The sequence below is a fragment of the Spirochaeta cellobiosiphila DSM 17781 genome (genome assembly GCF_000426705.1).
In the GTDB taxonomy this organism is placed as follows: Bacteria; Spirochaetota; Spirochaetia; order DSM-17781; family DSM-17781; genus Spirochaeta_E; species Spirochaeta_E cellobiosiphila.
This window is the reverse complement of sequence record NZ_KE384559.1, coordinates 115,360-136,919: the sequence shown is the minus strand read 5'-3', so window position 1 is coordinate 136,919 and position 21,560 is coordinate 115,360. Positions and strand designations below refer to the sequence as shown.

Here is a 21,560-nt window from a genome sequence, read left to right as displayed (position 1 = left end):
TCAACGATTTTCTTTATTATGTAGTAGTATCAATTGGACAAAAAAGGATTCCTATGGAAGACAGATGGCACTCGGTCGAAGAAGTAGCTGAGTATCTCGGTGTTAAGAAAGACACACTTTACAAATGGATTCAGAGAAAGGATATTCCTGCTCATAAACTAGGACGGCTTTGGAAGTTCAAACTGAAAGAAGTTGATGAATGGGTAAAACAACAAAGGGATACTAAAAACGGCAGATGACCAACTACCATGCTAAGTATTTTGCACATGAATTAGTAAAACGCTCACCGGCCAACAGCTATGAAAAGCTTACCAACACGATTCTGGATGCAAAGGTCGATCTCAACCCTCATCAGGTGGAAGCTGCTTTATTCGCCTTCCAATCCCCTCTTGGGAAGGGAGCAATACTGGCAGATGAGGTCGGTCTTGGTAAAACTATCGAAGCTGGTATCATCATCTCCCAGAATTGGGCTGAGCGAAAGAGGAAAATTCTCATAATTCTGCCCTCAAACCTTCGTAAACAGTGGTCTCAGGAGTTGATGGATAAGTTTTACATCCCATCAGTCATCCTTGAGACAAAAAGCTTCAACGCAGCAATCAAATCTGGAAACTTTAACCCATTCGATACCAATGAGATTGTTCTTTGCTCATATCACTTCGCCAGGAATAAGGCTGATTATATCGCCAGGACAAACTGGGACCTGATAGTAATAGATGAAGCCCACCGTCTTAGAAATGTTTATAAGAAGAATAATGTCATTGCTAATACCATTAAGAATGCCGTCAATCCTTACAAGAAGATATTGCTTACAGCAACACCACTTCAGAATTCTCTTCTTGAGCTTTATGGACTGGTGAGTTTCATTGATGAGTATGCTTTTGGTGATTTGAAGAGCTTCAAAGCTCAGTATTCACATCTCAATGGTGATAATGCTTTCCTCCATCTTAAAGAGAGACTAAAACCTGTATGCAAAAGGACATTGCGTAAGCAGGTTGTTGAGTATATCCGCTATACAAAACGAATACCGATGACCCAGGAGTTTATCCCGTCTGACGATGAACAGCAGCTGTATGAATGGGTTTCTGAGTATCTTCAACGTCCCAATCTAAATGCTCTACCCGCAGGACAAAGAACACTCATGACCTTGGTAATGAGAAAGCTTCTCTCCTCCTCAACTTATGCCATTGCCGGTGCTCTGAACTCTATCATGACCAAGCTTGAAAAGAAGCTGAAAGGATTAAGTAAGGTTCAGACTGGCGATAGTTCCTGGATAGAAGAAATCCTCGAAGAAGTAGCTGAAGATTATGAAGGTCTGTCTGAAGAATCTGATGAATGGGAAGATGAAGAAGGCAACCTCTATACAGAGGAAGATATTGAAGCAATCCAGAGAGAGATAGATGACTTAAGAGACTTCCGAGACCTTGCCATCTCTATTACTGAGAATGCAAAGGGTGAAAAGCTTCTTACCGCTCTTTCCAGTGGTTTTCAAAAGATAGAAGAACTTGGGGGAGTTAAGAAAGCTGTTATATTCACCGAGTCCAGGAGAACCCAGGAATATGTCCTGCAAATCCTTTCAGAAACTGAATATGAAGGAAAAATAGTACTCTTCAATGGTTCTAATAATGATGAGAAGTCAAAGGAAGTCTACAAGAACTGGCTTGAGAAGCATAAAGGTACTGACAAGATAACTGGTTCTAAGACTGCTGATATGCGCGCTGCATTGGTCGACTACTTCCGAGAAGAGGCTGTTATTCTTATAGCAACAGAAGCAGCTGCTGAAGGTATAAACCTCCAATTCTGCTCCTTCATCGTAAATTATGATATGCCTTGGAATCCACAGAGGATAGAACAGAGAATTGGTCGTTGTCACCGGTATGGTCAGAAGTTTGATGTTGTTGTCCTCAACTTCCTGAATAGGAAGAATGCAGCAGATGTTCGTGTTTATGAACTCCTGAATGATAAATTTCGACTCTTTGAAGGCGTCTTCGGTGTCTCTGATGAAGTTCTTGGTGCTATTGAATCTGGTGTGGATTTTGAAAAGCAGGTATTAGCCATTTATCAGAACTGCCGGACACAGGATGAAATCAAAGACGCATTTGATGAGCTTCAATCACAATTCCAAGATAGCATTACCACAGAGATGCACAATACCAGGCAAAAGTTGCTTGAGAACTTTGATGAAGAAGTTCATGAGAAACTTAAGGTGGCAAAAGAGCGTAGTGAATCTCTTCTGTCCACACATAAGCAGAGACTCTTTGATATAACCAAGAAAACCCTGGCTGGATATGCAGACTTCGAGGAAGGTGGTTTTGTATTAAATACAGTTCCTGATGCAGTAGATGCAACGGTCGGTCGGTATACTCTTTCTCAGGATGAAAACCTTGGTCATCGATATAGGATTGGACTACCTCTGGCTCATTATGCAATTACACAGGCTCAGAATCTTGAAACAAGTAATGTGGAAATTGTTCTCAATTACACCGGTATTCCAAAGGTCTCAGTTATTGAACCATTTATTGGGAAATCAGGTTGGATGATGGTTAAGAAGGTGACAATCGATAGCTTTGAGATTATTGATGAGATTATTGTTTCCTGTATCTGTGATGATGGAACTGTTGTTGAGCCCGATATCGCCCGACGTCTTTTCTCTGTAGATGGCAAGATCGTTGGAGATGTAGATTCTGCCCCAGATGCCATTGAACTGAATTATAAATCTCTCTTCAAAGGCTTTACTGGCTGGTTGGCAGAAGAGAATGCCAAGTTCTTTGATGAAGAAATGACAAAACTTGATGCCTGGGCCGACGACTTGAAGAAGTCTCTGGAGATTGAAATTAAGCAGTTGGACGTGGAGATTAAGACTCGGAAGACTGAATCGAGAAAGATTACTGAATTAGCTGCCAAAGTATCTGAGCAAAGGGAAATTAAGAAGCTTGAATCTCAACGGAACGAGAAGAGAAAGTTTCTTTTCACTGCTCAGGATGATATAGAAGAGAAGAAAGAAGGGCTTATCGATAACATTGAGAGCCGGATGAATCAAGAAATAACTGAAACAGAATTATTCACCATTAGATGGGAATTGAGAGGATAGAATATGGGAAAACAGCGATTAGAACTTACATGGATTGGAAAGAATACTCGACCGAAACTGGAACCGAGAATCTTGATAGAAGACCCGGAAAAATCGTATGGAGTTTCGGAAACAGATAATATGCTTATCCATGGTGATAATCTGCTTGCATTGAAAGCGTTGGAGCAAGAATACGCTGGTCATATAAAATGTGTTTTTATCGATCCCCCTTATAATACTGGTTCTGCTTTTGCTCATTATGATGATGGTTTAGAACATTCTGTTTGGCTTAATTTAATGCGTGACAGACTAATCCTACTAAGAAATTTGCTTTCGAATGAAGGGTCAATTTGGATTTCAATTGATGATGATGAAAGTCATTATTTAAAAATTCTTTGTGATGAGGTATTTGGTCGATCTAACTTTATTGCGAATGTTATTTGGCAAAAAAAATTCTCACCACAGAATGATGCGAAATGGTTGAGTGATATGCATGACCATATTTTAGTTTTCGCAAAGGACAAGTTAAACTGGTATCCTAACCGGATTCCTATTGATTCGAAAACAAGTAAAACTCGAAAGAATATCGATAATGACCCACGGGGATCATGGATTTCTGTTGACTATACATGTAATAAGAATAAGGACGAACGACCTAACCTATACTATCCGATAACGAATCCTAATACAGGAGAAGAAATCTGGCCTAAGGAAACTGCGGTCTGGAGATATAATCAAGAAAGGCACCAAGAGAATGTATTAAATGATTTAGTGTACTGGGGTAAGAACGGAACAAATAGTGTTCCAAGATTTAAAAACTTTAAATCAATCTCTATGAAGGGGCAAATACCTACTACTGTTTGGCTTCATCAAGATGTAGGTAATAACCAAGAAGCAAGAAAAGAATCTCTTGTATTCAATGATAAAGATCCATTTTCAACGCCAAAACCTGAACGATTGATTGAGAGAGTGTTACAGATTGCATCAAACCCCGGAGATTTAGTACTGGATTCATTCCTCGGTTCTGGTACCACTTCAGCTGTTGCTCATAAAATGGAAAGAAAATGGATCGGGATTGAGCTTGGAGAACATTGTTTAACTCATTGTAAACCTCGTATGGATATGGTTGTTTCTGGTGAAGATCAAGGAGGTATATCTAAATCAGTGGTTTGGAAAGGTGGAGGTGGATATAAGTTCTATTCACTTGCTCCCAGTCTTCTAAATAAAGATAATTACGGGAATTGGGTAATAAACCAAGAGTACAATGCGGATATGCTTGCTGCTGCAATGGCAAAACAGGAAGGGTTTAGGTATAGCCCTGACTCAGATATCTACTGGAAGCAAGGTCAAAGTACTGAGCAAGACTTCATCTTTACAACAACAGAGTTTCTGACTCAGGAGCATGTTGAATACATTCATTCTCAGATGAAGGAAGGAGAATCCCTTCTGATATGCTGTAAAGCATTCAATGCTAATGATTCTCACTTTCCCAACATCACTATAAAGAAAATTCCCAAAATGCTTATGGGAAAATGTGAGTTTGGTAAGGATGATTACTCCCTCAACATTATCAACATCCCGATTGATGATAATGAAGAGAATTTTCCAGATTCAGTTACTGAACCAAAACCCAAATATGTAGCTGGTCAGGCTGAACTTTTCGACTTGGAGGGAGACAATGAATAAAACAGCACAGATGATTACACAACGGCTTTCTCTAAGAACTCCACAGGCAAAAAGCCTTGAAATTCTTGCAAATATACTTGATGAAATGGAGCTCTCAAAATCGCCCGACTTAAATGCTCTTTTGGAACATGTGCATGATAAATTCGGTACCTGTACTAACTTTGAACGGGATTTCCCTTCCATCTGTTTTGCTCTTGCTACAGGTGTAGGTAAGACCAGGCTTATGGGCGCCTTCATTTCTTATCTTGCTATCGAAAGTGGTATCTCTAACTTCTTCGTTCTTGCTCCAAACCTTACTGTTTACAATAAGCTGATTGAAGACCTTTCCAATCCGGCTTGTGAGAAATATGTCTTCAAAGGGATTGCTGATTTTGCCCAGAACCCTCCCAGAATAATCACCGGAGATAATTACAATACCAAGATTGTGGATCAGACCAGGTATGCTCAAGAGTTTGAAGGTATGGAAACTATCAATATCAACATTTTTAACATCTCAAAGCTCAACGCTGAAACCAGAAGTGGTAAAGAGCCCAAGATGAAACGCCTATCTGAATATCTGGGAGAATCCTACTTCCAGTACCTGATGGGCTTAAAAGATTTGGTGCTGATTATGGATGAATCTCATCATTACCGTGCTGATAGAGGAATGGCTGTACTTAATGAGCTCAATCCTATCCTTGGTCTTGAACTTACTGCCACTCCTCAGACACAACAGGGGTCAAATGCTATTAAGTTCAAGAATGTGGTATTTGATTATCCTCTTGGTAGGGCAATGAAGGATGGGTATGTCAAAGAACCAGCTGTTGTTACCCGAAAGGATTTTGACCCATCACAGCATACTCCTGAGGAATTAGATAGGATTAAACTTGAAGATGGAATCCGTATTCATGAGAATGTTAAACCGGAAATAGATATCTACTGCCGGAATAACAACCTCCCACGAGTTAAACCGTTTGTTTTGGTTGTTGCTAAAGACACTACTCATGCCGGTCAGCTAATGGATTTAATAAAACAGCAAAACTTCTTTGATGGGTATTATGCCGATAAGGTTATGGAAATCCATTCTAATCAGCGAGGTTCTGAAAAGGATGAAAATATCCAGCAGCTTCTTAATGTAGAAGATCCTGACAATTCAATAGAGATAGTAATTCACGTAAATATGTTGAAAGAGGGATGGGATGTCACCAATCTCTATACAATCATCCCTTTGAGAACATCTGCATCCGCAACCCTTACAGAGCAGACGATTGGTCGTGGTTTACGCCTTCCGTTCGGAAAGAGAATGAATGATGATGCAATGGATAAGCTCTATATTGTTTCCCATGATAAATTCCAGGCGATTATTGAAGAGGCCAATAAACCGGATTCTCTCATCAACACCACGCAGATTGTTGATATGGGTGATTTAGAACTTGAAGGACATCAAGAAGTTATTACAGCTGGCAACTCATTAAATGAAGAACTTGATGAGACAGCAAAGGCTATTGAAGAAGCTGATATTAGTCAGGAAGAAAAACGAAAGAGAGTCTTTGTCGAGGTAGATTTAGTCAGAAAGGTTTCAACTTACTTACATACTCAGAATACAATCCATAAAGCTGAGGACCTTAAAAAAGAACAAGTCACTCAAGCAATTGTTGAACGGGTCCTTAGGGAAATGGATAGCCGAGACCAGAAGGAGCTTTTTGACAATCGAGAAGAGATTGTTGAGCAGGTAAAAGTGGCTATTCAGCGGGTCTATGAACATGAGATCACCAGCTCAATTAAGATTCCCCGTATTTCGATTGTCCCAGAAGAAGATTTCGAGGTAGGTTTCAGAGACTTCGACCTGGATACTCAAAATCTGAGGTTAAGCGAGATATCGGAAGACTTACAAGAAAAAGTTTTAACCCGGAAAGAAGGAATTAAGCTACTTCTTAAGGGAGGTAGGCACCGGGATGTTTCAGACCATCGGGATATCATAGTCAACGAACTCATCAACTACAATGAAGTGGATTATGATGAACATGCCGACCTTCTGTACAAATTATCAGGTCAGGCTCTCGATAGCATCAAAGAAGGTCGTGACCAGGAAGCCGTCGACAATATCATCTGGAACCGGAAGAAGAATATAGCAGAGTTTATCTATACTCAGATGAAGCCTCATTTCTTTCTTACCGCAAAGGGTTTTAGAACTGAGATTTCTACGAGTTTTTCTGAAATACGACCCCATAACATGAGTAAGATTGCAGCTGATAAAGTCCATCTCTATTCTGAGACAATAGAACCAGCCTCAAGGATTAAAAGCTGTGTTTTTAATGGTTTTAAGAAGAGTTGCCATTCTCTACTTAAGTTCGATTCTAAGAGTGAGAAGGACTTCGCATTCATCCTGGAAGAGGAAGCAGGAAGTCCTGTTCTGAAATGGCTGAGACCGGCACCTCACCAGTTCAATATCACATGGGGAGTTCTTAATCCTAAGCAGTATGAGCCAGACTTCGTAGTTGAGACTGGTGATTGTATTTATCTCATTGAGGTTAAGGCCGAGAAGGATATTCAAACTGCTGATGTTCAGGATAAAGCCAAGGCAGCTATCCAGTACTGTAAACATGCGACTGAGTATAATGCGGAGCATGGGGAGAAGCCTTGGAAGTATATTCTCATCCCGCATGACAAAATCACAATGCAGATGGGATTTATGACATTAGCTGAGCAGTATGAGGTAGGACTGTAAATCAAGATGATATTTATGGAAAGGAGTTGAAATGGAATCTGAATTATCCCACTTGAAGAGCTATCTATATCGAAACCCTAATTTCATGAATATTTATGAAGAAGCCGTTAAGAACTCATTAGATGCTGGTGCTGACAAAATAGATATCATTATCAAAAAAAAGAAGAAGATTAGCGATGCTGAGCTTACCATTATTGATAATGGAACTGGTTTTAACCAAAGTAGTTTCAACCGATTTTCTGTTTTAGGGAAGAAGGCTGATATTGAACATAAGGGACTTGGTCGTGTTGTTTATCTAATGTACTACGGTGAAGTTAAAATAAGTAGTACCTATCAGTTTAACGGTGAATGGTTGAAGAGAGACATTAATTTTACAGATGATTTTAATCCGAAAAGTGCACCAGACTTATATAAGGAAGAAAAAAGTTCTCAACAAATTTCTCGAACAGAGCTGATGTACAAACGACTTATTCATCAGAAGATTCATGATAGTAAGTTTATTGATGTTCACTATGTAAGGTCTTTTCTATTTGCAAAATTCTTATCTGAATTTTATACCCTCAAACAAAAAGGGAAAGATGTAGTAATAACGATACGAGATGAACAAGAAGGTGAAGATGATTTAGTCAGTAATGATGTGAAACTATCTTCTACTGATTTCCCCACTTTTGATACGAGGGATATTGATTTATCTGGGAAGGAACTTTTTGATATTGCTAATCCCAAGACTAAAATACTGTATAAGATTGAAAATGATTATAGCCCGATAAATAGCTATGAGCAAAGCATCATCACCGCGATAAGTGTTGACGGTAGGTCTTTTGAAGTCAATATAATCGATTTACTACCACCCGGTTTTAGAGTGATATTTCTCTTACATTCAGAGGAAAAGATTTTTAAGTCGAAACCAGATAGATCTGGTCTTGATATTGATAACGATAAACTAAAAAAAATAGAAGAGATATTTAAGTCTTACATTATCAATATGGTAGAAGAGAAAATCCCAGAAATTAAATCTGAAAATAAAAAGACTATACGGGAGATCAACAAAAAGTACCCATTCCTAATAGGGTATTTAGAGAGTACTGGGGTTACTCTGTATCGAAAGGACCGCCTCATTGATGATGCTCATACAAAATATAACAAAGATAAAAAAGCATTACTGGATTTACAGAACTTATCTGATTCCCAATTTGACAATGCTTTGAAAATTTCATCAAGAGTCCTTACAGAATACATTCTCCATAGAGAGACAGTGATCAGAAAAATTGATATACTCCAGAAAAATGGTGAAAATGATGAAACTTTGCTTCATAACGTAATTATTCCTCAAAAAGATGTATATGTTGATGCAGAAATTGAACTGCAACGTAACAACATCTGGTTGTTTGATGATAAATTTATGAGTTTTTCTACTGTCTTAAGTGAACAGTCCATAAAGCAGTTATTCAAGAGTCTTGATGATGAGAGAGAAGGAAATGATGATAGACCCGATATATCGATTGTCTTTTCTAAAAACGGAGATTCTGAACAGACGAAAAGCGCAGATGTGGTCATTATCGAATTGAAAGGACAAAGCCCACATAAAAATGATCTACCTATAATAGTCAAACAAATCGTTGATAGAGCTAAAGTTTTATCTGAAGAATACCCAAGTAAGATAAATCGTGTTTGGTATTATGGGGTATTAGGATTAAGCGATAGTCTAAAACGCGATCTATATGGAAGTGACCGATATCATAAGATGTTTTCCAGTGATGAATATTGGTATGGACAAGAGACATTTATACCAGATTATGAGAAAGACCCTTCACAGGCTAACCGTATACAAGTTGATTTCTTCTTACTTTCTTATAAAGCTCTTATTGATGATGCTAAGAGTAGAAATAGTACTTTCCTTAATTTACTTAGAGAAAACATAACTCATAATGACTGATTTATTTAGAAGCTGTGAAATAAATAGCGATTAATTTCCACATTTAAAGCGAAGGGGAAATCTGCCGCACCTCCCATTAGCTCCAACGGCGCTAGTTACTGTGAATTAAGAATGAATATTGTAATTCCTACCAATTAAAGTCACTCCTCCAAATAATCCCTTATAATAGGAAGGAATAAAGGCCCATACACTTCTAACTTCTTTTCCCCAACACCAGATACCAACAGAAACTCTTCCTCATTCTGAGGCTTTATCTGTGCCATATCCTTAAGGGTTTTATCAGAGAAGACAATATAAGGAGGGACCTGGTTCTCTTGAGCTATCTCTGTACGTTTATCCCTTAAGCGTTTATACAAGTCATCATCCTGGAAATCTGATCTATCTAAGAGATCATTACGGGAGAGACCTTCTTTTTCTGGAGATACGGCTGTATCACTAATGTAGAAATCCCTTTTCCCAAAGAGAATATCCTTCCCTAAGGAGGTAAGGCAGAGGACATTAAATCTCTCTGTGTCCTGATAGATCGCCTGCTGGGCTATCAACTCGGTAATAATATTTCGCCACCATTTCTTACTTTTATCTCTCCCCACGCCAAAGGTCTTGAGTTCTTGATGATTCCGGCTTCTGATTTTCTCCGTATCCGCACCCCAGACAATATCGATGATATGGTTAATGCCAAACCCTTCATTAGTTCTAATGATGGCAGATAGAACTTTCTGACCATCGATGGTGGCTTCTATCTTGTTTGTTGTATCATTACAAATGTCACAATTCCCACATTCGCCCCTATGATCTTCATCAAAGTATTCCAGTATCTGCTTACGACGGCATACATTAACCGTCGAATAACGGATGAGACGATTGAGGTTATCCTTAGCCTTGACCTGTTCTGTAGGATCGTCTATCTGATCGATGAAGTATTGCTGCTTACTAATGTCCCCTGTGCTGAAGAAGAGCACACATTGGGAATCAAGGCCGTCTCTTCCGGCTCTCCCTGTCTCCTGATAGTAGCCTTCCATACTTTTCGGGAGGTCTCCATGGATGACATAACGGATATTGTTTTTATTGATACCCATACCAAAGGCTGTTGTCGCTACTATGATATCCACTTCATCCTTATTAAAAGCTTCCTGATTCTGGCTTCTTTCTTCCTTGCTAAGACCGGCATGGTAGGGGAGGGCTTTTAAGCCTTGCCCTATGAGATAAGCTGCTGTCTTACTCACATCCTTACGGCTCAGGCGGTATACTATCCCCGATTCTTCAGGATGATTCTTGATAAAACCGGATATCTGGGACAGGACCTCTGTCTTAGGCTTAACCTGATAATTCAATTCCTGACGATTAAAAGACGCTCTCACCACAAGAGGATCTTTTAAACCAAGTATACGAATGATATCTGATTGGACTTTAGTCGTAGCTGTTGCGGTGAAGGCGGCCATAGGAACATCTGGGAAATGGGAACGAATGCTTGATAAGATCAGGTAATCAGGACGAAAGTCATGTCCCCATTCGGATAGACAATGGGCTTCATCTACGGCGAAGAAGTTAATATTGAACTGTTCCAGCTGTTCTAAGTAGCCCTCAATGGCTAAACGTTCAGGGGATAAATAGAGAAGCTTGATCTCCTTTCGATTAAGCTTAGAATAGATTTGGCTTATCTCTTCCTTCTGTAAGGTACTATTGAGGAAGGCCGCTGGTATCCCTTTACTGAGTGCTTCATCTACTTGATCCTTCATTAGGGCTATTAAGGGACTGATAACGACCGTGAGTCCTTCAAACATAAGTCCAGGTATTTGATAACACAAACTTTTGCCACCCCCTGTCGGCATGGAGGTAAAAACGTCCCGTCCCGAAGTAATAGCTTCTATAACATTCTCTTGGTTATCACGAAAAGAACTATAGCCAAAGATGCTTTTCAGGAGCTTATGGGCGGTCCCTGGTGTGTTGTTTGTATCAATCAAAACTTATCCTTTATTATTTCTTTTTACAATAAAACAATCCAAAACGAGCCATATGATAATAAGGGAACTTATCCGCCATATAGATCTCCAATTCTTTTTGCTTATTATAAAAGTCTGGTTCGTACTTTATTTCATTATTAACAATATAGTTATTTAAGGACATGACACCATATCGATGAAGGCAATCTAATCCGTTTTGTGTAATAAACTCTTCTACTTCCTCTCCTGTATAAGTCATCATGGTAATATCGAAGGAGGAATCAAACTCAGGAGTCTTCAAATATTTTTCCACTATATCAAGGTTATTTTGAAAGAGGGCAGGGGCAACCATATTGGTGTATCGATTTAAATGTCGAATAGAGAGTATCCCCTTATCCGATAGAAGGGATTTTAATATAGCTATAGCTTGCTTGGGATCGTCAATGTATTCCAATACATTATGGAATAAAATCAGATCATATTTCCCAGTAATCTTTGATTCCAGTTCATACACATTAGAAACGATAGCCTTATAAGGACTATTGAATCCGGCATGGGACAAGAATTGTTCCGCTTGATTTATCATCTCTTCTGAGTAATCAACTAGCAAGTGCTCTGCCTTAAGATCATCTAGCAAAAGAGATTCAATCCCATCACCACAACCTACATTGAGTATCTTAAGAGGTTTTTCTGTTATGGTCTCCATCAGAAAATGATGGCTTATCTCATATCGCATCTTTGCCCAAGGCAAGTCTTTCATTTTCACCCATGAGGAGGCCTCTGCATTAAATCTTTCTTGTTTATTCATCTGATTTTGATCCTTAACTTAGGGGAAGGTCTATTCTAACATCTTAAGTCTTCTCTTTATAGACCGTACAAAAGGGAATCCTGATTCATTTGAGCATTGAGGATGATACCAAAGTAGCCTGTCACCTACGCCCATCGTCAAGTGAGGATGACACCAAAGTAGCCTGTCACCTACACTCAACGTCACTTGAGGATGACACCAAACTAGCCTGACACTGACACCCATCGTCAAGTGACAATGACAGAATTCCTCAATTGACAAATTCCTCCAAGGTCAATTGACAAATAGGGAAACCCACAACTGTGCCATTGGAGAAATCTTAACTTTTCTCTTGCCTTTTAGTTCTTTAAGGTATCATAATGACTGTATGACCAGATATGAATATCGGTCATACGTAAGGAGATAGGATGCCAAAAGCTTTTGGTAATGAAGAAAAAGAAGAGATAAAACAGACCCTTATCACAGAGGGGCGTCGCCTCTTTGAACGTTATGGAATACGTAAGACAAGTGTCTCGGAGATAGCCAAAGCCGCCGGTATTGGAAAGGGGACATTCTATCTATTCTATCAATCCAAGGAAGAGCTTTTCATCGATGTACTAGATATCTTTGAAGGGGAGATGCAACAAGCCCTCATCTTACAAATAAAAGAATCCTCCCTTAGTAAAAAAGACAAGCTCAAGAAACTCTTGGGATTTCTCTTCGAAAAGCAATATGACAATCCCCTTATGGAGGTCTTGATGAATGAGAAGCAAATGGAAGAGATCCTAAGCAAAATCCCTGAGGATAAATTAGAAGGTTTTCTCAATCGAGATGAGGCTATGGTGGAACAATTAGGGGCTTTTTTCGGAGATAGCTTTACAGCCTTTCCTCCTAAAGTCCTAAGTGGTTTGTTCCGGAATTTGTATGTCATGAACTTCCAAAAGCGCCTTATTGGGGAAGATGTCTTTGATGAGGTGGCTAGCTTGATGATTGATTTTATAGCAGATGGTCTTGTTAAGGAGGACCAATGATTAGGGTATCAGATCTATACTATCATTATCCCAAGACAGAGGGTGATATTCTCAAAGGAATTAATTTCCAAATAGAACAGGGAGAAATCTTTTCCCTGTTAGGCCCTTCCGGGGCTGGTAAAAGTACGACACTTAAGATTCTCATCGGTATCTTAGATAAGTATCGAGGAACTGTACAGGTTGATAAATGGGATTTGGCCCATAAGAATCGCTCCTATTATGACAAGATAGGAGTCTCCTTTGAATTCCCTAATTTGTATCTCAAGCTTACAGCCCTAGAGAATCTTCGTTTCTTTGCTTCCTTGTACCATGATGTCAAACCTTCCTTTGATCAACTCCTGGATCAGGTTGGTTTATATGAATATAGGAACAAGCGGGTAGAGGATTATTCCAAGGGTATGAAGATGCGTCTTAATTTCTGTAGAGCCCTCATTAATGATCCTGATGTCTTATTCTTAGATGAACCAGTTAGTGGCTTAGATCCTGTTAATGCCCGTAAGGTAAAGGATATTATTCAGAACTTAAAATCCCAAGGGAAGACTATCTTTTTAACAACCCATAATATGACCATAGCTGATGAATTATCAGACCGTGTGGCCTTTATGGTCGATGGTAAGATTCCCCTTATTGATAGTCCTCATCATCTCAAAGTGGAAAGAAGTCAGGGAACGGTCAGGCTAGAATTAGAACAAGAAGTCTGTGAGTTCCCCTTAGCTAACTTGGGTGTTAATCCAAACTTTCTTCATAAAATCAAAGATAATACCATTCTATCCCTTCATTCTACAGAAGCTACTTTAGAGGATGTTTTCATTGAAGTAACCGGCCAACGGTTGGAGCAAGGGGAAGGGCTATGACCAGTTCCTTTATTCCTTTATGGAAAAACGAATGGAACCTTGCCCTTCGCTATGGTTTTGTTAGTATCTATATCGTTCTTTCTATCATTTATATTGTCATTGTGCGTCATGTTCCTACCAGTATCCGTTCAGAAGTCCTTCAGTTGTTGATCTTTACAGATCCTGTAGTTCTAGGCTTTTACTTTGTGGGAGGTTCCGTATTATTTGAAAAAAGTGAAAAGGTGCTCTCCTCCTTATTTGTTTCTCCTATTCCCTCTTACTCCTATCTATTAGCTAAAGCTTTGAATTTCTCCTTACTAAGTGTGATGGTCAGTTTTGTCATTACCATAGGAGGGATTGGCTTCTCCTTTCAACCTTTGATATTGTTTTTAGCCGTTGGCTTGACCTCCTTAGTTTTCACTTTATGGGGGCTGATTGTCGTATCACGAAAAGAGAATGTTCCCGAATACCTTTTATATAGCCTTGTCTATCTAATACCTTTTTTTATTCCTTTATTAGGATTCTTTCCCTTCACAGATGCCTGGTGGCTTTATCTTTTTCCAACTCAGGCCACCTTGCTTTTATTGAAGGGAAGTTTTCAGGGGATTAGTGCTTTTGATCTTGTCTACAGCATTGTTTATCTCTTGGTATTTATCTGTATCAGTGCTTTATGGGCGAAAAGATGGTTCGACAAATATGTCATTGCCCAAATAGGAGGGGGAGAATGAATGTTCCTGTCTTATTTAAGTCTTCATTAAAAAGTGTCCTTAGAGATCCTCTTCTCCTGTTTGCGCTTATATTGCCAATCTTTATGACCGTTCTCTTTCGCTTTCTTATTCCCTTTATCGCAGGGATAGTCAGTCACTATGTAGAACTACAGAATTATTATGGTCTTATTCAAAGTATCCTATTATTAATGTGGCCCATGATGCTTGGATGGTTAGGGGGATTCCTTGTCTTGGATGAGCGGGATGAGGGCACTCTCCAAAGTGTGGCTGTTACAAGGGGTGGTGTCGGTTTTCATCTTCTCATTCGTTTTGGCACAATCTTGCTCTTGGGTCTATTATTATGTTTAGGCTTGTCACCTATATCCGATCTCTATGCCATACCTTTTCTTCCTCGTCTCGCTTTTGTCTTTGTGAATAGTCTATTGGCTTTGGTATATCTCTTAATGCTACCCGCCTTTGCTAGTAATAAGGTGGAAGGATTGGTTGTGGCCAAGACTTTTGGCTTATCAATGTTACCTGCCTTCGCTGTTTTGCTTCCCACTCCCTATAGAAGCTTAGGTATCTTGTTTCCAACCTATTTTCTAACCCAGAGTGTCCTTAATGTGGATGACTTACCTAAGTTCCTACTGTATTTAATGGGGGGATTGATAGAAATATTACTATTAACTCTCTTCTTTTCTTATCGCTTTAGTAGGGACAATAGGTAATATTTCCTCTACAATAAGAACCATGGATAAACAAACTCTCATATTATTAGCCCAATATAATCGAGCTGCTAATTTAGAAATGAATCAGTTAATTAAATCATTAACAGATGATCAGTGGAATCAACGTTTTAAGGCCTTCTTTTCTTCCCTTAAATCTATGTGTAATCACATCTATGTTGCAGATAATGTGTGGCTGTATCGATTTAGTCAGCTTCGAACCTTTGAATATGTTAAATCTTTAGGTTCTACCAGTCCTCTCTCCTTCAAAGAATTATATACGCCAACTATCTCTGAGTACTTAACTAAGCGAGATATAACAGATCAGCTTCTGCAAGAGTTCGTGGAAGAGATCACCCAAGAGGACATCGATTCTGATTTAACCTATTTAGATTCCCGAGGGGGAGAACATTCCCATAACTTTGGAGACTTAGCTCTTCATATGTTCAATCATCAAACTCACCATAGGGGGATGATTTCTGTCTACCTGGAAGGCTTGGACATTGATAATGACTTCAATAGCATTATGAGTTATTTATAGGAAGCCTTGGTTGGGAATCCTTTGCTCTTAGTTTGAATTGTTTCATCATATTCTGAAGTTCCAGAATTTGACCAGTCAATTGTTCTGTAGCGGCCGAACTTTCTTCTGAGGCCGCTGCGTTCTCTGTTGTTATATTCGATATATGATTAAGATCCTCTGTAATCCGATTTACTCCTTCTGCTTGGGAGGAACTGCTTTTCTTGATTTGAGCAACAACTTCAGATAACTCTTGAGCTCCTTTCAGAATGGTAGATTGCAGGGAGGATGTTTTGGTAACAGCTTCCAGCGCATCTTCCATGTGAATACTTGCTTGTTCAATTATCCCAGAAGTATCCTTAACAGAGGCTTCACTTTTATTGGCCAGTGTTCGCACTTCATCAGCGACAACAGAAAAGCCCCTACCATGTTGGCCTGCTCTGGCCGCTTCCACATTAGCATTAAGGGCCAATAAGTTAATCTGAAAGGATAGACTGGAGATGATTCCTACGATTTTCTTTATCCCGTCAAAGCTATCTTTGATGTTATGAACAGATAGGATTAGTTCTTCAATCTGATTGGCACTGTCTTCTGCGTTTTTCTTACTCATTTGGGCGATTCTATGGGCGGATTGGGCTCCTTGGGAGTTTTCAGTTGACTGCTGGTCAATGGCTTTTAAGTTATCAAGAATTTTTTCTACAGAATCTGCCTGAGTAATGACTCCTCTAGACAGATCCTGACTGGCTGTTGATATGTGATTAGCTCCAATCTGGACTTCGCGAATGATGATATCGATTTGATAGAGGAGGTTATTCAAGTTATCAGACATAAGCAAAAGTGATTCTCCTAATTGATCCTCTTCACTGCTTTTGCTTATAAGAGGAGAAAAATCTCCCTTGGCAAATGAATTGATAATATCCGCTTTTTCCTTTAGTGAGATAACCATTTTATTAAAGGAGTCTTCTAATAATCCGATTTCATCTCTTTTCTTGTAATTCATGGGGTTAATATTGAAATCACCATTAGCCAGAATATCTGCATTCTTACTCACCTTTTGTAGAGGGATGGCCAGGGATTGGGCGAACTTAAAGGCTATGATCGTTCCTATAATGATCGTAAGTAAGATGATGATCATCATAGCAAAATTAATTCTTCTTAGTCCTTCCTCAAAGTCAGACATATTAACAATGGCCCCTAATTGCCATTCCCAGGGGGCAAAATAGCTTTGGCTGTATATAAGTCTATCTTGATAGGCTATAATGGGTGTCGATTCATGCGAGGTATATCGCTCTCCTTTATAATCACCTAAAAGGGATTCTCCTTTTTCATCGAGTATATAGATGCGTCCTGTTTTCCCTATGGTCAATTCTCTTAAGTTTTTAATGAGGGAATCCTGATATTGGGATTCCGGTACACCAACGTACAAGGCTCCTACTAAATGTCCATTATTATCCTTGAGAGGGTAATAGGCCGTCATATACCAATGTCCTAAGATATTAGCTCTACCTAAATAAGTATTCCCTTGCTTCATTTGATCATAAATGGCTTGAGATAGAATGGTCCCTGTGGCTCGTTGTCCACTGTCTAAAAGTATATTAGTAGATATCCGGTAAAAAGCATCTTTGTTGTTCCATTTTTGGGATAGGGAATCATCAGGTTTCCTTCCTTGAAAGGGTTTTAATTGAAACACTGTAGCTGTTGATCCTGTCAGCTTCGATATTCTATCCACTAAATCATGATCAGATTCAGGTATGTATTTTTGTTCATGGGCTCCTACATAGAGTGCGCCTATGATGATACCCTGTCTATTTTTGATAGGTTCATAAGCTGTCAAATACCAACTGTCCACAACATAGGCTCTCCCATAGTAGGTCGTTCCCTGAGATAATTGCTTTGCCACTTCAGATGAGTTTGGAATATAGGTATTAATGGCTCGCTCACCTTGTTTGTTAATAACATTGGTCGATACCCGCAGATAACCTTGGGGGATCTTTTGGAAAATAGTTGCTGTTTCTATTCCTGTTGTATTCTTGATTTGATCCACTAAGCCATAATCATAGGGGATATTTTTATCTCCTATCCTAAGAGGGTTAAATCTGAGGGTGGTCGTTTCAAGGGTAATCTGGTCCTTAACCTGTCTTGTCAATGTTTGATTTGTGTTTAATTCGGGTGTACCTAGATCATAGAATAATTTGTTGGCTATGATGATATCTGACTTAACCTTTTGTCGAACCAATTGATCCGCTTTTATATCAACGACTGATAGTTTACCACTATCATCCACCTGGATTTGGCCATAGTTGTTTAAAAGGTATTTGGCTATCTCCAGGTCCGTATTAACTTTTTGAAGGGCCAGGTCGTATATATTTTTGACATTTTGCAGGATTTGCTGGGTTTGTTGTTTGAGCCTGTCTTCATTTTGTGATTTTGTTTCCTTTGTTAGGATTTGATATGTCGTTAAGCCCAGTAATAATATGGGAATCAATACCAGTAGAAGGGACATGAGAATTAATTTGTCCTTGATCTTGAAATGAAACACCATAATAAATAGTCTGGTTAATTTTTCTTCTACTTGCAACCTTTTTTCTTTAGGATAAATTGGTTTGAAATTGAACCTGGTATAAACGAGACTGATTAGTAAGATCTCTTTTGAGAAGGTTAATGAAGAAACAGTTTCCAAAGTTAGCTTTTAATTTAAGTTTTATAATCTTGATAATAGAAACTTGTGTCATAACACTAGCTGGATATATATTTGTGTTCCTGATCTTTGGACAAATGAACCAAAACTGGGAAAATCGCATTCTTATTCCTTATACTCTGCTTCAATCAGGTGTTATTTCTCATAATACTTTGCCACAGGAAGACTTTTGGATGCCTCTTTTAGGTCAGTCTAATAGTCATATTTATATCACCGATAAGGATGGTTTTATTAGTGAATCTTATCCCTCTATGGATAAGGGCCTAAGAATTAATGATATTCCCTTGTTTTCTGATATATCATTACCTTTAAATTTCAAACGTAATTTGTATGATGATCAGGGTGAATCCTTTCGTTTAGGTGCGCAATTCTATTCAGATGATGAGCAAAAATATTATGTTTTTGTGGATCTTCCAAAAACATTACTGCATAAGCAGAAGCTCAGCATCCTTCATACGATATTCCTGGGAATGCCAATCTTTCTAATTGTTAGTTTTATTATGATTCTGATCATTATGGAATTTTTACTTGCCCATAGACTTACTATCATCGATGATTCCCTTAAAGAAGTAGAACAAGGAAATTTTATGGTCAGGACTCCTGTGGATCATCATCATGATGAAATCACAAGGCTACAGACAGATATTAATGCCGTATTAGTATCTCGCCAATCTTATATTGATCAGATAAATCACCTGAATAGAGTATTAGATGCTATTCGTAATATAAATCAGTTAATTGTACAGGAAAGGGATAAGGACAAACTTCTTCGTAAAGCCTGTGTTAGCCTATCCCATATTGATCAATATCAATTAGCCCGTATTTATTTGGAAAAAAAAGAAGAAGGACAGGTCAAATGCTTCTCTAGTATACGCGGGCAAGAAACGGTAACTATTGATCAGTTTTCGATTCATGATAATTCTATGGGTTGTCGTAAGGTTATTACCAATAAACAGGGGGCTCACATTATACCTGTCGCTACCTGTGACTGTAATGGTTGTCGTTTCTATAAAGATTCCCGAAGCTACAATGTTATGGGGATACGTCTGGAATATGGCACCCAATTCTTTGGTGTCCTTAATATCCATGTCAATCTTGACTATGAAATAGATGAACGTGAGTTATCACTCTTCGAAGAAGTAGCAGGTGATATCTCCTACGCTCTATTCAATATTGATCTAGAGAATGAACGTTCCAAGATAGCCAGCGCTCTTATAGAGAGTGAGAATCGTTTTAAACTTGCTATGAAAGCGTCTCAAGAAGGATTATATGATTGGAACTTTAGTAATGATGAGATCTATCTGTCACCAGGTTGGAAGAGTATGTTAGGTTATGGTTATAAGGATATACCTAATAATCTAGAGGCTTTAAAGCAATTAATGCAAGAGGAGGATTATCAAAAGTTTCTTTACTATGCCGATCAACTCAAAGAAGGCGCTAGAGAACGCTTTGTCCTGGAAGTGAAGATGCGTCACAAAGAGGGCCATTGGATTGATGTTTTATCAAGAGCTCAAATGATATTTGATTCAACAGGTAAACCTTCCCGTTTAATAGGCACTCATCTGGATATTACAAAACGTAAAGCCATTGAAGATAAAATTAAAGACGATCTGGAAGAAAGGAATACGTTAATAAAAGAATTGTACCATCGTACTAAAAACAATATGCAATTGATCATATCGCTATTAAGCATGAAGATGACGGGCATAAAGGATGAATCCTTGAATAATGTGTTATATGATGTTGAAAATAAAATCCAATCCATGGCACTTGTACATCAAATGCTATATGAAAGTCAGAACTTATCCAAGATTGATTTCAAAACATATATTCTTCAATTGGTAGACCATTCTATAGATGATGATATTAGCTTAGTGGAATCTTTGGAATCTATAGAAATATCCATTGATGTAGCATTGCCTTTGGGGATGATTTTTTCTGAACTTATCACTAACTCTATTCAACATGGTTTTTATAATCACCCTGATGATAAGCCTAAGGAAATACACATTAATCAGACAATAGGAGAAAATAATATTATTCACCTTACTTATAGGGACAATGGTATGGGGCTTCCTGTTGGTTTTGACCCTTCCTCCTCAGAGCATATGGGTTTTCAAACTATTATAAACCTTGTAGAAGGTCAGCTAAAAGGGAGAATTAAGTGGGAGAATGATCCAGGTCAAGGAGTAACCTGGTTTATTGATTTTGGAGAGTGGATACCTCAAGATCGGTTGTGAAGAACGATCTCTGATACGATATGTAAGGCTGTGGTTAAGGTTGTTATATCTGAATCAATGGACCCACTTGTTCCATCAGGACTGCCATGGCCAATGATCTTGAGTTTTGTATCTGTATGAGAATTGGTATCAACAGTTGTGGAATAAACAAGGGAAGGTTGTCCCGACCCTAGATGACCACCACTGTAGTTTTTATCCCCTTCGTGGGCGTCTTTGGGCCAATAATGATTCCAGTCTGTGGAATGATTCACTTCTACGAATATTGTGAAGCTTTTTAAGTCTTCGGGAATGGAAAAGTCTACTGCCAAGTCGCTCTTCGGTGTGGCTCCTGTAACCGCATCTGGTAAGGGTTCTTTCTTGGAAGGAAGCAAGATTCCTTTTTCATCAGCCTTGTTTCTTTTAAACATCCATGTGGGCAAAGCTTCTACTCTACGATTCCCTCCACTAAAGAGCCAACTTTGGGAGGCTATTTTGTCTGTGGCATAGAGGGTTTTGACATAGTGACCTTCTGTATCTTCTAACCAAATGACGATTTGGGGAGGATTCTTACGGTAAAAAGCAAAATCATGTATCCATTCCGGACCTGCTTTGATATCAAGTTCATAATTATGGACATCCGCCCATAAGGGGCTAGAACCTACGAGTCCTACCCAGCATAATAACGTAAACAATAGTGGCTTCATTTT

At 38.8% G+C, this 21,560-nt stretch carries 15 protein-coding genes; 11 read left to right on the top strand and 4 right to left on the bottom strand.

Features of this window, described 5'->3' with window-relative positions; genetic code table 11:
• Positions 1–53 precede the first annotated feature (53 nt).
• Genes K345_RS0118615 through K345_RS0118595 form a run of 5 tightly spaced genes read left to right on the top strand, consistent with a single transcriptional unit; the run spans position 54 to position 9,396 of the window.
• Complete coding sequence (locus tag K345_RS0118615; RefSeq protein WP_028975450.1) at positions 54–239, top strand: helix-turn-helix domain-containing protein; 186 nt, start codon at positions 54–56, stop codon at positions 237–239.
• Positions 236–3,088 carry an SNF2-related protein gene (locus K345_RS0118610; RefSeq protein WP_028975449.1) on the top strand — a complete coding sequence of 951 codons (2,853 nt, stop codon included), beginning with the start codon at positions 236–238 and terminating at the stop codon, positions 3,086–3,088. Before K345_RS0118615 ends, K345_RS0118610 begins: the two co-directional genes overlap by 4 nt.
• Positions 3,089–3,091: 3 nt before the next feature.
• Entirely contained in the window at positions 3,092–4,753 is a 1,662-nt protein-coding gene (locus tag K345_RS0118605; protein WP_028975448.1) for a site-specific DNA-methyltransferase, read from the top strand.
• Positions 4,746–7,460: a DEAD/DEAH box helicase gene (locus tag K345_RS21875; RefSeq protein WP_053228465.1), complete on the top strand. Its 2,715-nt coding sequence runs from the start codon at positions 4,746–4,748 to the stop codon at positions 7,458–7,460. Before K345_RS0118605 ends, K345_RS21875 begins: the two co-directional genes overlap by 8 nt.
• A 31-nt stretch (positions 7,461–7,491) precedes the next feature.
• Entirely contained in the window at positions 7,492–9,396 is a 1,905-nt protein-coding gene (locus K345_RS0118595) for an ATP-binding protein (RefSeq protein ID WP_028975447.1), read from the top strand.
• A gap of 140 nt (positions 9,397–9,536) precedes the next feature.
• On the opposite strand, the gene recQ is transcribed toward K345_RS0118595, so the two are convergent.
• The gene (recQ, locus tag K345_RS0118590; RefSeq protein ID WP_245584642.1) at positions 9,537–11,357 is read right to left on the bottom strand and encodes a DNA helicase RecQ; all 1,821 of its coding nucleotides are present in this window, start codon (positions 11,355–11,357) and stop codon (positions 9,537–9,539) included.
• A 13-nt stretch (positions 11,358–11,370) separates the two neighbouring features.
• The gene (locus K345_RS22665) at positions 11,371–12,144 is read right to left on the bottom strand and encodes a methyltransferase domain-containing protein (RefSeq protein WP_028975445.1); all 774 of its coding nucleotides are present in this window, start codon (positions 12,142–12,144) and stop codon (positions 11,371–11,373) included.
• A gap of 407 nt (positions 12,145–12,551) precedes the next feature.
• Between K345_RS22665 and K345_RS0118580 the strand changes: the two genes are divergently transcribed.
• From K345_RS0118580 to K345_RS0118560, 5 genes are read left to right on the top strand one after another with little or no spacing between them, the layout of a single operon-like run.
• Positions 12,552–13,154: a TetR/AcrR family transcriptional regulator gene (locus K345_RS0118580; RefSeq protein WP_028975444.1), complete on the top strand. Its 603-nt coding sequence runs from the start codon at positions 12,552–12,554 to the stop codon at positions 13,152–13,154.
• Positions 13,151–14,008, top strand: coding sequence for an ABC transporter ATP-binding protein (locus tag K345_RS0118575; protein WP_028975443.1), 858 nt, complete (start codon positions 13,151–13,153; stop codon positions 14,006–14,008). Before K345_RS0118580 ends, K345_RS0118575 begins: the two co-directional genes overlap by 4 nt.
• Positions 14,005–14,715 carry a fluoroquinolone export ABC transporter permease subunit gene (locus tag K345_RS0118570; protein ID WP_028975442.1) on the top strand — a complete coding sequence of 237 codons (711 nt, stop codon included), beginning with the start codon at positions 14,005–14,007 and terminating at the stop codon, positions 14,713–14,715. Before K345_RS0118575 ends, K345_RS0118570 begins: the two co-directional genes overlap by 4 nt.
• On the top strand, positions 14,712–15,422 hold the full coding sequence (locus K345_RS0118565; RefSeq protein ID WP_028975441.1) for a hypothetical protein: 711 nt from the start codon (positions 14,712–14,714) through the stop codon (positions 15,420–15,422). The genes K345_RS0118570 and K345_RS0118565 overlap by 4 nt, the downstream gene beginning before the upstream one ends.
• A gap of 22 nt (positions 15,423–15,444) precedes the next feature.
• Positions 15,445–15,960 carry a DinB family protein gene (locus K345_RS0118560; protein WP_028975440.1) on the top strand — a complete coding sequence of 172 codons (516 nt, stop codon included), beginning with the start codon at positions 15,445–15,447 and terminating at the stop codon, positions 15,958–15,960.
• Here K345_RS0118560 and K345_RS0118555 read toward each other — a convergent pair.
• A complete protein-coding gene (locus K345_RS0118555; RefSeq protein ID WP_156888472.1) occupies positions 15,944–18,478 on the bottom strand; it encodes a methyl-accepting chemotaxis protein in 2,535 nt (844 codons plus the stop codon). The two genes, K345_RS0118560 and K345_RS0118555, sit on opposite strands and share 17 nt — an antisense overlap.
• A 233-nt stretch (positions 18,479–18,711) precedes the next feature.
• On the opposite strand from K345_RS0118555, the gene K345_RS22660 reads away from it, so the two are divergent.
• A complete protein-coding gene (locus K345_RS22660) occupies positions 18,712–20,874 on the top strand; it encodes a histidine kinase dimerization/phosphoacceptor domain -containing protein (RefSeq protein WP_211227927.1) in 2,163 nt (720 codons plus the stop codon).
• Here the strand turns inward: K345_RS22660 and K345_RS0118545 are convergent.
• On the bottom strand, positions 20,859–21,557 hold the full coding sequence (locus tag K345_RS0118545; protein ID WP_028975437.1) for a T9SS type B sorting domain-containing protein: 699 nt from the start codon (positions 21,555–21,557) through the stop codon (positions 20,859–20,861). The genes K345_RS22660 and K345_RS0118545 overlap by 16 nt on opposite strands.
• Between the last annotated feature and the right edge of the window lie 3 nt (positions 21,558–21,560).

What these genes read in the sequence shown, in the direction of transcription:
- K345_RS0118575 (WP_028975443.1), top strand. Translation starts at nt 13,151, where the DNA reads ATGATTAGGGTATCAGATCTATACTATCATTATCCCAAGACAGAGGGT.
- K345_RS0118545 (WP_028975437.1), bottom strand. Translation starts at nt 21,557, where the DNA reads ATGAAGCCACTATTGTTTACGTTATTATGCTGGGTAGGACTCGTAGGT.
- K345_RS22665 (WP_028975445.1), bottom strand. Translation starts at nt 12,144, where the DNA reads ATGAATAAACAAGAAAGATTTAATGCAGAGGCCTCCTCATGGGTGAAA.
- K345_RS0118595 (WP_028975447.1), top strand. Translation starts at nt 7,492, where the DNA reads ATGGAATCTGAATTATCCCACTTGAAGAGCTATCTATATCGAAACCCT.
- K345_RS0118605 (WP_028975448.1), top strand. Translation starts at nt 3,092, where the DNA reads ATGGGAAAACAGCGATTAGAACTTACATGGATTGGAAAGAATACTCGA.
- K345_RS0118565 (WP_028975441.1), top strand. Translation starts at nt 14,712, where the DNA reads ATGAATGTTCCTGTCTTATTTAAGTCTTCATTAAAAAGTGTCCTTAGA.
- K345_RS22660 (WP_211227927.1), top strand. Translation starts at nt 18,712, where the DNA reads ATGAACCAAAACTGGGAAAATCGCATTCTTATTCCTTATACTCTGCTT.
- K345_RS0118615 (WP_028975450.1), top strand. Translation starts at nt 54, where the DNA reads ATGGAAGACAGATGGCACTCGGTCGAAGAAGTAGCTGAGTATCTCGGT.
- K345_RS0118580 (WP_028975444.1), top strand. Translation starts at nt 12,552, where the DNA reads ATGCCAAAAGCTTTTGGTAATGAAGAAAAAGAAGAGATAAAACAGACC.
- K345_RS0118560 (WP_028975440.1), top strand. Translation starts at nt 15,445, where the DNA reads ATGGATAAACAAACTCTCATATTATTAGCCCAATATAATCGAGCTGCT.
- K345_RS21875 (WP_053228465.1), top strand. Translation starts at nt 4,746, where the DNA reads ATGAATAAAACAGCACAGATGATTACACAACGGCTTTCTCTAAGAACT.
- K345_RS0118570 (WP_028975442.1), top strand. Translation starts at nt 14,005, where the DNA reads ATGACCAGTTCCTTTATTCCTTTATGGAAAAACGAATGGAACCTTGCC.
- K345_RS0118610 (WP_028975449.1), top strand. Translation starts at nt 236, where the DNA reads ATGACCAACTACCATGCTAAGTATTTTGCACATGAATTAGTAAAACGC.
- K345_RS0118555 (WP_156888472.1), bottom strand. Translation starts at nt 18,478, where the DNA reads ATGGTGTTTCATTTCAAGATCAAGGACAAATTAATTCTCATGTCCCTT.